Origin of the sequence: Pseudomonas sp. ADAK21 (assembly GCF_012935735.1) — a bacterium.
In the GTDB taxonomy this organism is placed as follows: Bacteria; Pseudomonadota; Gammaproteobacteria; order Pseudomonadales; family Pseudomonadaceae; genus Aquipseudomonas; species Aquipseudomonas proteolytica.
The window spans coordinates 2,014,454-2,026,839 of record NZ_CP052857.1 but is presented as its reverse complement, the minus strand read 5'-3'; the positions used below and the strand labels follow the sequence as shown (position 1 = coordinate 2,026,839).

At 58.3% G+C, this 12,386-nt stretch carries 9 protein-coding genes; 2 read left to right on the top strand and 7 right to left on the bottom strand.

Annotated elements, in window-relative coordinates:
* The first annotated feature begins 67 nt into the window (after nt 1–67).
* Nucleotides 68–838 (top strand): lysophospholipid acyltransferase family protein, encoded by a 771-nt coding sequence (locus tag HKK57_RS09335; protein WP_029290207.1) that lies wholly within the window; start codon nt 68–70, stop codon nt 836–838.
* A gap of 169 nt (nt 839–1,007) precedes the next feature.
* Here HKK57_RS09335 and HKK57_RS09330 read toward each other — a convergent pair whose 3' ends face one another.
* The 3 genes from HKK57_RS09330 to HKK57_RS09320 all read right to left on the bottom strand — a co-directional run bounded on the left by HKK57_RS09330 (nt 1,008) and on the right by HKK57_RS09320 (nt 5,141).
* Nucleotides 1,008–3,311 carry a CHASE2 domain-containing protein gene (locus tag HKK57_RS09330; protein ID WP_169390060.1) on the bottom strand — a complete coding sequence of 768 codons (2,304 nt, stop codon included), beginning with the start codon at nt 3,309–3,311 and terminating at the stop codon, nt 1,008–1,010.
* Between the two features lie 18 nt (nt 3,312–3,329).
* Nucleotides 3,330–4,319, bottom strand: a complete 990-nt coding sequence (locus tag HKK57_RS09325; RefSeq protein ID WP_029290203.1) for a FecR family protein — start codon at nt 4,317–4,319, stop codon at nt 3,330–3,332.
* A gap of 369 nt (nt 4,320–4,688) precedes the next feature.
* Nucleotides 4,689–5,141, bottom strand: a complete 453-nt coding sequence (locus tag HKK57_RS09320) for a hypothetical protein (RefSeq protein ID WP_143007600.1) — start codon at nt 5,139–5,141, stop codon at nt 4,689–4,691.
* Between the two features lie 17 nt (nt 5,142–5,158).
* Here HKK57_RS09320 and HKK57_RS09315 point away from each other — a divergent pair, with 17 nt between their 5' ends.
* Nucleotides 5,159–5,878: a response regulator transcription factor gene (locus HKK57_RS09315; RefSeq protein WP_029290199.1), complete on the top strand. Its 720-nt coding sequence runs from the start codon at nt 5,159–5,161 to the stop codon at nt 5,876–5,878.
* An 86-nt stretch (nt 5,879–5,964) separates the two neighbouring features.
* Here the strand turns inward: HKK57_RS09315 and gyrB are convergent, their stop codons facing one another.
* From gyrB to dnaA, 4 genes are read right to left on the bottom strand one after another with little or no spacing between them, the layout of a single operon-like run.
* Entirely contained in the window at nt 5,965–8,382 is a 2,418-nt protein-coding gene (gene gyrB, locus HKK57_RS09310; protein ID WP_029290197.1) for a DNA topoisomerase (ATP-hydrolyzing) subunit B, read from the bottom strand.
* A 4-nt stretch (nt 8,383–8,386) separates the two neighbouring features.
* Nucleotides 8,387–9,490, bottom strand: coding sequence for a DNA replication/repair protein RecF (gene recF, locus HKK57_RS09305; RefSeq protein ID WP_029290195.1), 1,104 nt, complete (start codon nt 9,488–9,490; stop codon nt 8,387–8,389).
* Nucleotides 9,491–9,510: 20 nt separating this feature from the next.
* The gene (gene dnaN, locus HKK57_RS09300) at nt 9,511–10,614 is read right to left on the bottom strand and encodes a DNA polymerase III subunit beta (protein WP_029290193.1); all 1,104 of its coding nucleotides are present in this window, start codon (nt 10,612–10,614) and stop codon (nt 9,511–9,513) included.
* A 39-nt stretch (nt 10,615–10,653) separates the two neighbouring features.
* The gene (dnaA, locus tag HKK57_RS09295; protein ID WP_029290191.1) at nt 10,654–12,174 is read right to left on the bottom strand and encodes a chromosomal replication initiator protein DnaA; all 1,521 of its coding nucleotides are present in this window, start codon (nt 12,172–12,174) and stop codon (nt 10,654–10,656) included.
* Nucleotides 12,175–12,386 lie beyond the last annotated feature (212 nt).

The window sequence follows — 12,386 nt, the reverse complement described above, 5'->3', positions numbered from 1 at the left end:
TGACCAAGGATTGTTCGGGAGTGCACTTTTAACAGGCGGGCGTTGTCCCGCAACGGTAAATGCTGCCATGTCGATTTTGCAGGCCATCAGAACCTTCTTCTTTTACCTGCTGCTGGGCACCAGTTCGTTTCTCTGGTGCACCCTGAGCTTTTTTATTGCGCCCTTTTTGCCATTCAAGGCGCGCTATCGCTTTATCAACGTCTATTGGTGCCGCTGCGCGTTGTGGCTGACCAAGGTGTTCCTGGGCATCCGTTTCGAGGTCAAGGGCGCCGAGAATGTCCCGGACCAGCCGTGCGTGATCCTGTCGAACCACCAGAGCACCTGGGAGACGTTTTTTCTTTCTGCCTACTTCTCGCCCCTGAGCCAGGTGCTCAAGCGTGAGTTGCTGTTCGTACCGTTCTTTGGTTGGGCCATGGCCATGCTGCGCCCGATTGCCATCGACCGCGACAACCCCAAGGCCGCGCTCAAGCATGTGGCCAAGAAAGGTGACGAACTGCTCAAGGACGGCGTTTGGGTCCTGATCTTCCCTGAGGGCACCCGCGTTCCCTTTGGCACGGTCGGCAAGTTCTCCCGGGGCGGTACGGCACTGGCGGTCAACGCCAATCTGCCGGTGCTGCCGATTGCCCACAATGCCGGCAAGTTCTGGCCCAAGGAAGGCTGGGCCAAGCGCAAGGGCACCATCACTGTGGTGATCGGCGAGCCGATGTATGCCGAAGGGGAAGGACCGCGTGCAATTGCCGCGCTCAATGACCGCGCTGCAGCCTGGAATGAAGCGCAGCAACGGGCCATGGGTTCGCTGCCGCCACTGCCGGTTGCCGAAGACCGCGCGGTGATCTGACGTTCTGTGGATAACCTGTGTACGGTTTGTTGGCGAAAAGCAGTTTTTGGCTTATAGGCTTATGATTTGATTACATATTTCTTAAGCTAATAAAACACCGAAAAACGTGCATAAGTTTTTTCGACCGTTGAAGACCGGCCCTTGCGGCCGGTTTTTTATGCACAGCTGTTTACTCTTCCCACAACGGCAACTGCAGGCTGAAAACCGTGCCTTGCCCGACCTCACTCGCACACTCGATCCGGCCCCCATGGCGGTCCATGACCGCCTTGACCATGGTCAGGCCCAACCCAAGGCCTTCGCTGCCCTGGGACGAAGCAAAACGTCGGTATTGGCTGAACAGTTCGGGAAGCTCCTGGGCCGCGATGCCGGGCCCCTGGTCCTGGATATGACAGGCCAACCATTGGCCTTTGCGTTCGAGTCGCACCGTCACTGTGGTGCCGGATGGGCTGTACTTGATCGCATTCTCCATCAGGTTGAACAAGGCTCGGGTCAGTAGGGATTGATCCGCCAGGACCATGTCCTCACCCGCCTCGTCCAGGTCGTGGACCAATTGGATCTTTTTCAGTTGGGCCAGCAGCGCTACCTGGTCAAACGCATCGAGCACCAGCATGGCAAACAGGCTGGGCTCAAACTGGTAGCCGTCGGACTCGGCCTTGGCCAACTGAACGAACGACTCGGTCAAACTCAGTGCCCGCCGCACTTGCTGTTCGATCTGGGTAAATACCTGCCAGACGTCAGAGGCCTCATGTCGCTGCACATCCAACAACGCCAGAATGGCCGAGTGGGGCGCCCGCAGATCATGGGAGAGGAAGCGCAGCAGGGTTTCACGTTGCTGTTGGGCGTCACGTTCGATACTCAGGTCAGTCAGGCTCAGCAGCCAACCCAACGCCACATCACCGTCGACCGGTAACAACGGTGCCAACTCCAGGCGCAGGCTGCGTTGCTGGGTGTCGCGGAACTCGACGATTTCCAGGGCTGACAGCGGCGTGCTCACCCCGCCTTGCAAGGGCGGGTAGCCCAATGCCTTGAGTTGCTGTAGCAGGTTCTCGGTAATCAGTTCGTTGCCAAATACATCCCGGGCGATGCGATTGGCCAGCAGGATTTCGCCCGTGGGATCGGTAATCAGCGTAGCGACCGGCAGGCACTCCAGGCCGTCGGCCATAAAACGCCGGGTGTCGCGGGTACGGCTGACCGCTTGCTCCAGGGCCACGATACGGCCCTGCAATACGTCGCCCTTGCTGACGGCGGCACGACGGCGTTCCGGCAGCACCTTGGGCTCACTGTCGAGGCGCGCCAACTCCCAGCCGAAATAGGCCAGGATTACGCTCAGGCGACGCCAGTTCCAGATCAGGTAGCCGAGCAACATGCCGACCAACGTGGCTGCTGGCGACCACCAGAGCCCCAGGCGCAACAAGCCCCAGGAAGCGAGGAGGGCACCCACCATACAACCCAGGCTCAGCCACAGGGCATAACGCGGGCGCAACAGCAGCAGGCCCAGCAGCAATGCCACCAGCGAGGTAGACAGCAGCGTGGCCAGCCAGCCAGGCAACACGGTAATGCTGCGCCCTTGCAGCAGGCCGTTGAGAATGTTGGCCTGGATCTCGACACCTGGGGTCGTGCCAACGCTGGCCGACAGCGGTGTCACGTAGCGATCGCCCATGCCTGGCGCGGTGGCTCCCACCAGGATGATCCGATCGCGTAACAGTTGGGCCGGGACTTCACCGCGCAGCACGCTGACATAGGGCACGCTGGGAAAGCCGTTATCGGCGGCGATAAATGGAATGCGGATGGCATTGTCCCGTTGCCAATCACTGGGTTCAGAAGACGCTGGCAGCCCCGGCATGTCGGCCTGTTGGCCGGTCAGTTCGAAGGCCAGCCACGCCAACTGCGGGACCAGTTGCCCCGGCGGCCCTTCACGCAAATAGAGGCTGCGCACAATACCGTCGCTGTCCGCCTCCACGTTGATATGACCCACCGCCCTGGCACAGTCGCGCAGTGGCAGCACGGGGAGGATTTGCGTGAGGGGTTGCCCCAAGCGCGGCGTGCCTTCGCGAATCAACGGCAGCAGCACATTGCCGGCCTTGCAGATCGCCTGGGCCAGGCGCTGATCATTGGCCGGCTCGCGCGCCGGTTCGCTGAAGATCACATCGAGCAGGATCCCGGCAGGTTTTGCGGCACTCAATTGGTCGATCAGGTCGGCATGCAGACGCCGCGACCAAGGCCATTGGCCAAGCTCCCTGAGGCTCATGTCATCAATGCTCACCAACAGGATGCGCGGGTCCACCTGCAACGGCGCCATGCGCCGCAAGCTGTCGTACAACAGGTTATTCAGGGACAGGCCAGGGCTCAGGGACAGCAAGGCCGTCATCGGTAGCAGGAACAGGCTGATCCACAGCCATTCCCTGACCAGCCCATTGAACAGGCGCTGGGCCTGGCTCGGCTGACGTTGTTCAGCCCGGCGCCACCACTTCACCGTCCCATCACCGCGGTGCTACTGCACACGGGTGGCAGGTGGGTAATAGAAGATGTCATAAACACCTGTTTCTCCTTCCAGTCCCTGGTCATCAAAGGCCGACACGCGCACGTGATAGAACGAGGCCTTGAGTCCAGTGAAGCTCAAGCGCGGTTCACTGGAGAAGTTTTCCTGCTTGATGTTCATGAAGGTTTTATCGGTAGCCACCTGCGCACGGTAGCGCTGGGCCCCCGGTTGCGGGTGCAGGATCAATGTCCAGACCGGCGCATCGCCTTTCTGGCCGTCCTGGCCCATCAGGCGCGGAGCAGGCAATAAGTCGACCGTCTTCAACTCGCCCTGGGTCTTGAGCAACAACCCTTGTCGAGCGCCAACCTTCAGCTCACCGTCCACCGGTCCCGTCTGCGGTTTTTTCTTGAGCTGTTTACCCAGCGGTTGCGACTCGCTGCGGCTGGCGGCCACCTGGCCGTTGAGCACTTCGACAACCGATTGCTGATCGTCGTTACGCACACGGAAGTGCGTCCCGCGCACGCCAAGTACGCCCACCGGGGTCACGATCTGAAAACGGTCATAGTCACTGGCGCGCTTGAGTACGTAGGCTTCCACTTGCCCTTGTTGCAGGATCACCTGGGGAATCGCCTGTTCTTCCACCAAGTGCAGACGCACCTCGGAGCTGGAGGGCAGGACAACCCGCGAGCCGTCACCCAGCAACAAGCTGACAAACGCCGAGGGCGAGGTTTTTACGCTTTCCTGCTCATCAATCAGCATGCCTTCTTCCAACACGCTGGGGCGTCCCTTGGCATCGAGCTTCCAGGCTTCACCGGTCAGGTGCTGCACGACTGCCGGCAGCGGCTGTGCCCGGCACATCAGGTTGTCATCTATGTAGGGCGCACGCACAGGGGCAGGCTTGGCTAGAACGTGTGGGCTGTTGATCACAAGCGCCAGGGCCAGGCTTGAACCGAATAGAGAGGAAAGGGAATAGCGGCGAGGAAAGAGGGTCATGGCGCTCATCAAGGTTCTAGTTCTAAAGGTCCGTCAGACTGTACGTTCAGAAAGCGTCTTGCCGCGGCAGGACCTTGAATCTCGCCTACGATACCCGATGACGCATCGAACTCGATAGCCGTAGTGGCAGGGATGAGGTGCTCGGAAAGGTGACACATCCCTGTGTCTGCCGGATCGACGAGGCCGAACCGGATGTACATCGAAGAAATACTGTCCCTCACATCCCTCCGACAGCAGTCCGTAGCGAACCGCGGACTACAGATGATACGTCCGTGTATCGAGAGCGCTTCCCGCGCACGCCCTCCATGTGTCACTCAGCGAAAGAGAATTTACCTACAAGAGTGGTGCACAGGGGCGCAGCGCAACATTTGTTCAGATTTAGAAGATCCACCGTTGCTCCTGGTCAAGCACGCTACCGTGTTGAAAGGCATTGGGTGCATCAACTTCCCTGAGTCCGGCGTAACCAAGGCCGTCTACCGATTCGGCATACACCGACATTTCTTTAAGGGGGGCAGACGGCGCCGGGCTACACGCATCCACCATTTCCGTGCCAAAACCTGTTGCCGCAACCAGCACTAACATCTTTCCCCACACTCTGACCTTCTGCACAAGACTCACCTGTCCCGACAGCGCATAAAACCTGATTGCCATTGATCCTTTTCCTGAGGGGCTTGAGCCGGTATCTTTCCAGCTGGGTACGCGATGTTTAACGGCCTTAGGGCTATTTGATATCAGCGTACCGAGAGATGCAGGGAGCTTGAGAAACTGGCCATAATTGTTCAGATTCAACGGCGAACCAATGTTCTCTTCAACCGCTGCAACACTCTTCAAAAAGAAAGGACCCTGCCATGCGTGTCGCGATACTGGATGACGAACCTGCCGAATTGCGGCGGGTGGAACAGACTCTGCGACAAATCCCAAGTGCCTCGGAGCAGCCATGGACGCTGCATTGCTTCGAGCGTGGCGAAGACTTGCTGCGCCAACTGCGCCGAGAAACCTTCGACTTGCTGGTACTCGACTGGCAATTGCCGGACCTGAGCGGTATCGCGATCCTGCGCTGGACCCGTGAGCACATGGAGGCGCCACCTCCGGTGATCATGCTTACCAGCCGCGACGCCGAGAGCGATATCGTCCAGGCCCTGAACAGCGGTGCAGATGACTATGTCAGCAAGCCGTTTCGTCCCAACGAGCTGAAGGCACGGGTCAGTGCCGTCCTGCGCCGTCACGGCCTGCAGAAATCGGCTGCCTCGGAAGTGCTGGTTTTCAACGACCTGACTTTCGACGATGCCGAGCTGACCGTCAGCCGCGCCGGTGATCCGATCAACCTGACCGAAAGGGAGTACCGCCTGGCGCGCTGCCTGTTCGCCAACCTGGCGCGGCCGCTGTCACGTGAATATCTCTATGAGCGGTTCTGGACCCATGAAGAAATGGTGTCTTCACGGCCCTTGGATACCCATATTTATCGGCTGCGAAACAAGCTTGGACTAACGCCGGAACGAGGCTGGCAGCTGCTGACCATCTACGGCTACGGCTATCGTTTGGAAAGCGTGACAGCCGCTACGGCATAACAGATGTTCCACGTGGAGCATTTAAAAATGCGCAATAAAAAAGGCCAACGTTAAACGTTGGCCTTTTTTGTTTCGCAAATGCGTTATCAGAAGTCCAGGTTGGACACTGCCAGGGCATTGCTCTCGATGAAGTCACGACGTGGCTCGACCGCGTCACCCATCAGGGTGTTGAAGATCTGGTCCGCGCCAATGGCGTCTTCGATGGTCACACGCAGCATGCGACGCTGCGCTGGGTCCATGGTGGTTTCCCACAGTTGATCCGGGTTCATTTCGCCCAGACCTTTGTATCGCTGGATGGTATGGCGCTTGGTGCTTTCCGCCATCAACCAGTCCAGTGCTTCCTTGAACTCCTTGACCTGCTTCTTGCGTTCGCCACGCTGAATATAAGCGCCGTCGTCCAGCAGGGTGCTCAGTTGCGCGCCCAGGGTAACCACGGTCTTGTAGTCGTTGCTGCCGAAGAAGTCACGGTTGAAGGTGACGTAGTTCGACAGGCCGTGGGAGATCAGTTCGACCTCTGGCAGCCAAACGTTACGTTCACGGTCTTCACGCAGGCTGGCTTTGTAAACCAGGCCAGACTTCTCAACGGTGCGCAGGCGAACTTCGTACTGGGCCAGCCAATCTTGCATCGCTGCGTGATCGCCCAACTGTTCCAGGCTGACGGCTGGCAGGTAGATGAAGTGTTCGGTCAGCTCCTGAGGGTACAGGCGCGACAAACGCTTGAGGGTCTTCATCACCATCCGGAAGTCGTTTACCAGACGCTCCAGCGCCTCACCGGAGATCCCAGGGGCTTCATCGTTCAAGTGCAGGCTGGCATCTTCCAGGGCCGACTGCGTCATGTACTCTTCCATGGCGTCGTCGTCTTTGATGTATTGCTCTTGCTTGCCCTTTTTCACTTTGTACAACGGTGGCTGGGCGATATAGATGTAGCCACGCTCGATCAGCTCCGGCAACTGACGGAAGAAGAAGGTCAGCAGCAGGGTACGGATGTGCGAACCGTCGACGTCAGCATCGGTCATGATGATGATGTTGTGATAGCGCAACTTGTCGATGTTGTACTCGTCGCGACCAATGCCACAGCCCAGGGCGGTGATCAAGGTGCCGACTTCCTGGGAGGAAATCATCTTGTCGAAACGGGCTTTCTCGACGTTGAGGATCTTGCCTTTCAACGGCAGGATTGCCTGGGTGCGGCGGTTACGACCCTGCTTGGCGGAACCGCCAGCAGAGTCACCTTCCACCAGGTACAGTTCGGAGAGGGCAGGGTCCTTCTCCTGGCAGTCCGCCAGTTTGCCCGGCAAGCCAGCGATATCCAGCGCACCTTTACGACGCGTCATTTCACGGGCTTTACGCGCCGCTTCACGAGCCCGTGCCGCATCGATCATCTTGCCGACGACCAACTTGGCTTCGTTAGGGTTTTCCAACAGGAAGTCGGAGAAATACTTGCCCATTTCCTGTTCAACAGCGGTCTTCACTTCAGAAGAAACCAGCTTGTCTTTGGTCTGGGAGCTGAACTTCGGATCCGGAACCTTGACCGAAATAATCGCAGTCAGGCCTTCACGGGCATCGTCACCGGTGGTGGCGACCTTGTGCTTCTTGGCCAGGCCTTCGGCTTCGATATAGGTGTTCAGGTTGCGCGTCAGTGCAGAACGGAAACCCACCAAGTGAGTACCGCCGTCGCGCTGGGGAATGTTGTTGGTGAAGCACAACAGGTTCTCGTTGAAGCTGTCGTTCCATTGCAGGGCGATTTCCACGCCGATGCCGTCTTCACGCTGGATGTTGAAGTGGAACACCTGGTTGACCGCAGTCTTGTTGGTGTTCAGGTATTCAACGAATGCACGCAGACCACCTTCGTACTTGAACAGCTCTTCCTTGCCGCTGCGTTCGTCCTTGAGGACGATACCCACACCGGAGTTGAGGAACGACAGTTCACGAATCCGCTTGGCCAGGATGTCCCAGCTGAAATGGATATTCTTGAAAGTCTCGGCCGAAGGCTTGAAGTGAATCTGGGTGCCGGTGGTTTCGCTGTCACCGACGATCGCCATGGGTGCCTGAGGTACGCCATGCACGTAAGTCTGTTCCCAGATCTTGCCGCTACGGCGAACGGTCAGGATCAACTCTTCTGACAGGGCGTTTACTACCGACACGCCTACACCGTGCAAACCGCCGGATACTTTATAAGAGTTGTCGTCGAACTTACCGCCGGCGTGGAGCACAGTCATGATGACCTCTGCCGCCGATACGCCTTCTTCTTTATGCACATCTACCGGAATGCCGCGACCGTTGTCACGCACGGTGATGGATTCGTCCGGGTGGATGATGATGCTGATGTCGTCACAATGGCCGGCGAGAGCTTCGTCGATGGAGTTGTCGACCACCTCGAACACCATGTGGTGCAGACCGCTACCATCATCGGTGTCGCCAATGTACATACCGGGACGTTTGCGTACGGCATCCAAACCTTTCAGCACTTTAATGCTGGTCGAGTCGTACGTGTTTTCTTCGCTCATGCCTTCACTCCCGATGGTCGTGGGTCTGGGTGATACGGCCTTGTTCCACGTGGAACAAAGCGACTGGCGTTTCCGTCTGCCAGCCTTCCCTCAATAATTCGTGGTCTACACAGGTAATAAATACCTGGCAGCGTAAGTCTTCCAACAAGCGGCATAGCGCGCGGCGGTGTTGCTCGTCCAGTTCGGACGGCAAATCATCCACCAGATAAATACATTGACCGCGTCGGGCCTGGCTAACCAAGTGCCCCTGGGCGATACGCAGCGCGCAGACCACTAACTTCTGCTGACCACGGGACAAGATATCCGCGGCGTTATGAGCACCTAATCTAAGGCGCAAATCAGCGCGTTGCGGTCCTGCCTGGGTGTGGCCAATTTGCTGGTCCCGTTGCAAAGAGGTGGCGAGTACTGCACTCAAGTCACGCTCTTTGTCCCAACCACGGTAGTAGCTCAGCGTCAGCCCCTCGAGTTCCAGCAACTCACTCAAGGTCTGTTCAAAGACTGGTTTCAAGGCTTTGATATAGGTGCGGCGGTATTCATCTATTTCGTCGCTGGCCAGGCACAGTTCACGGTCCCAGGCCGCTTGCGAAGCGGCGTCAAGTGTACCATGCCGCAGCCATGAGTTCCGCTGCCGCAGGGCCTTCTGCAGGCGCTGCCAAGTGGCCATGAACCTCGGTTCCACGTGGAACACTCCCCAATCGAGGAACTGCCGGCGAATTTTGGGTGCGCCTTCCAACAAGCGGAAGCTGTCGGGGTTGATCAATTGCAGTGGCAGGATTTCCGCCAGTTGCGCCGCACTGCGCGCATTCTGCCCATCGATACGGATCTGGAACTCCCCCTGGCGATCACGGGAGATCCCCAGGCTGCTATGCCCGCCTTGCGCCAGTTCAACCTGGCCAAATACGGTGCACGCCAATTGCTCGTACTGAATCACCGGTAACAGGCGGGCGCTGCGAAAGGAACGAGCAAGGCCCAACAAGTGAATGGCTTCCAGCACGCTGGTTTTGCCACTGCCGTTGGCGCCGTGGAGGATATTGATGCGGGGGGAGGGGGAGAAGGTCACCGGGTGCAGATTGCGCACCGCGGTGACCGAGACGCGACTGAGGGACATCTAGCTTCTGCTGAACATGATTACAGGCGCATCGGCATAACAACATAAGCCGAGTCGTCGTTATCGGATTCTTGCACCAGGGCGCTGCTGTTGGAGTCGGACAGGATCAGACGCACTTGCTCAGTGGTCATCACACCCAGCACATCAAGCAGGTAGCTCACGTTGAAACCAATCTCCAGCGAGCCGCCGTTGTAATCAACGCTGATTTCTTCTTCAGCTTCTTCCTGCTCCGGGTTGTTGGCCTGGATTTTCAGCTGACCGTTGGCCAATTGCAGGCGAATACCCCGGTACTTTTCGTTGGACAGGATCGCGGTACGGCTGAACGCTTCACGCAGCGCCTGACGATCACCGATCACCAACTTGTCGCCACCTTTGGGTAGCACACGCTCGTAATCCGGGAACTTGCCGTCTACCAGCTTGGAGGTGAAGGTGAACTCGCCAGTGGTCGCACGGATGTGATGCTGGCCGAGGACGATGCTGACGTTACCGTCCGGCTCGGTGAGCAGACGCGCGAGCTCCAGGATACCTTTGCGCGGCACGATCACCTGATGGCGATCCGGCTGGCCGATATCAGCCTTCATCGAGCACATGGCCAGGCGGTGACCGTCTGTGGCCACGGCACGGATGATGCCTTCAGATACTTCCAGCAGCATACCGTTGAGGTAGTAACGCACGTCCTGCTGGGCCATGGCGAAGCTGGTGCGCTCGATCAAACGACGCAGACGGCTTTGTTCCAGGCTGCAGGTCAGCGAACCCGGGCCTTCTTCCACAGTCGGGAAGTCGTTGGCCGGCAAGGTCGACAGGGTGAAACGACTGCGCCCGGCCTTGACCACCAACTTCTGCTCATCGACCTTGATGTCGATCAGCGCGTCGTTGGGCAGGCTTTTGCAGATGTCCATCAGCTTGCGCGCAGGCACGGTGATCTCACCGGGCTCAGCGGGTTCTTCCAGCTGTACACGACCAACCAGTTCGACTTCCAGGTCGGTACCGGTCAACGACAACTGCTGGCCTTCGACAACCAACAGTACGTTGGAAAGTACCGGCAAGGTCTGTCGGCGCTCGACGACGCCTGCGACCAGTTGCAGGGGTTTCAACAGGGCTTCGCGTTGAATGGTGAAATGCATGGTCTAGTCCCTTGCCTTAATAAGCTGCGCTGGTGTTCATCAAGTTGTCAGTGTACGCAGCAGGTTCTTGTAGTCCTCGCGAATATCCGCGTCGGATTCCTTAAGCTCGTTGATCTTGCGGCACGCGTGCAAGACCGTGGTGTGGTCGCGGCCACCAAATACATCGCCGATTTCCGGCAGGCTGTGGTTGGTCAACTCCTTGGAGAGCGCCATGGCCACCTGACGCGGACGCGCTACCGAGCGCGAGCGGCGCTTGGACAGCAGGTCGGAAATCTTGATCTTGTAGTACTCGGCCACAGTGCGCTGAATGTTATCCACACTCACCAGTTTGTCTTGCAACGCCAGCAGGTCTTTGAGGGATTCGCGAATCAGCTCGATGGTGATATCGCGGCCCATGAAGTGCGAGTGAGCGATGACGCGCTTGAGCGCGCCTTCGAGCTCACGCACGTTGGAGCGGATGCGCTGGGCGATGAAGAATGCCGCGTCGTGAGGCAGATCGACTTTCGCCTGGTCGGCCTTTTTCATCAGGATCGCGACCCGGGTTTCCAGTTCCGGCGGCTCTACCGCAACGGTCAGGCCCCAACCGAAGCGCGATTTGAGACGCTCTTCCAGGCCCTCGATTTCCTTGGGGTAGCGATCGCTGGTGAGGATGACCTGCTGGCCACCTTCAAGCAGGGCGTTGAACGTGTGGAAAAACTCTTCCTGGGAACGTTCCTTGCGCGCGAAGAATTGAATGTCATCGATCAGCAGCGCATCGACGGAGCGATAGAAGCGTTTGAATTCGTTGATCGCATTGAGTTGCAACGCCTTGACCATGTCGGCCACGAAGCGCTCCGAGTGCAGGTACACGACCTTGGCATTCGGGTTCTTCTTTAATAGGTGGTTACCCACAGCGTGCATCAAGTGCGTCTTACCCAAGCCAACGCCGCCGTAAAGGAAGAGTGGGTTGTAACCATGCTTGGGGTTGTCAGCTACCTGCCAGGCCGCAGCGCGGGCCAGCTGGTTGGATTTACCTTCGACGAAGTTTTCAAAGGTAAAGGTGCGGTTCAGGTAACTGGTGTGCTTGAGCGCACCCTCGACCTGGACCGTGCGCTGTTCGGCACGTACCGGCGCCTGCTGGGAGCTGGCTCCTGCCATCGGGTCGAAACTGTCGCGGGAGGGCTCTTCGCTGACTGGCGCGTTTTTCTGCGCGGCGGATTTCGTCGGCATAGACGCAGCGGGCGCCGGCGCATGATTGACCGGGGCAGAGGCAGCCTGGGCTTGCGACGCAGCGGCGGCAAGCGGCGCGTTGGGGGCGGCGCGAGGTACGGAGCTGCGTTTGCTGCCTATTAATAAGGAGAGCGCAGGAGCCATCCCATTGCCATGTTCGTCGAACAATTCGAGAACGCGGCTCAGGTACTTCTCGTTGACCCAGTCGAGAACAAAACGATTGGGTGCGTAGACACGCAACTCGTCGCCTTCGGCTTCGACCTGTAGTGGACGGATCCAGGTGTTGAATTGCTGGGCAGGCAGCTCATCGCGCAAAAGCTCCACGCACTGCTGCCAAAGTTCCACTGACACGGATATCCCCTAAGTTGAAAGCCGGTGAGGCAAAAACAGCCGCCATTGTAGCGGCGAGCGGGCCACTTATCCACATGTAGGTTGCTCACAGGCCGCCAAGAATCAATGCCTTAACCGTAAAAAAGGCGACAAATGGTCTGTGCATAAGCTCTGTGGATAAGCGCCCCTAAGCTCGTTGTACAAGTGGGGTCGAAAGTCTGTGGGTAACTGGC

Coding starts and splice junctions, on each gene's coding strand:
- recF (WP_029290195.1), bottom strand. CDS start 9,490: ATGTCCCTCAGTCGCGTCTCGGTCACCGCGGTGCGCAATCTGCACCCG.
- gyrB (WP_029290197.1), bottom strand. CDS start 8,382: ATGAGCGAAGAAAACACGTACGACTCGACCAGCATTAAAGTGCTGAAA.
- HKK57_RS09315 (WP_029290199.1), top strand. CDS start 5,159: ATGCGTGTCGCGATACTGGATGACGAACCTGCCGAATTGCGGCGGGTG.
- dnaN (WP_029290193.1), bottom strand. CDS start 10,614: ATGCATTTCACCATTCAACGCGAAGCCCTGTTGAAACCCCTGCAACTG.
- HKK57_RS09325 (WP_029290203.1), bottom strand. CDS start 4,319: ATGAGCGCCATGACCCTCTTTCCTCGCCGCTATTCCCTTTCCTCTCTA.
- HKK57_RS09335 (WP_029290207.1), top strand. CDS start 68: ATGTCGATTTTGCAGGCCATCAGAACCTTCTTCTTTTACCTGCTGCTG.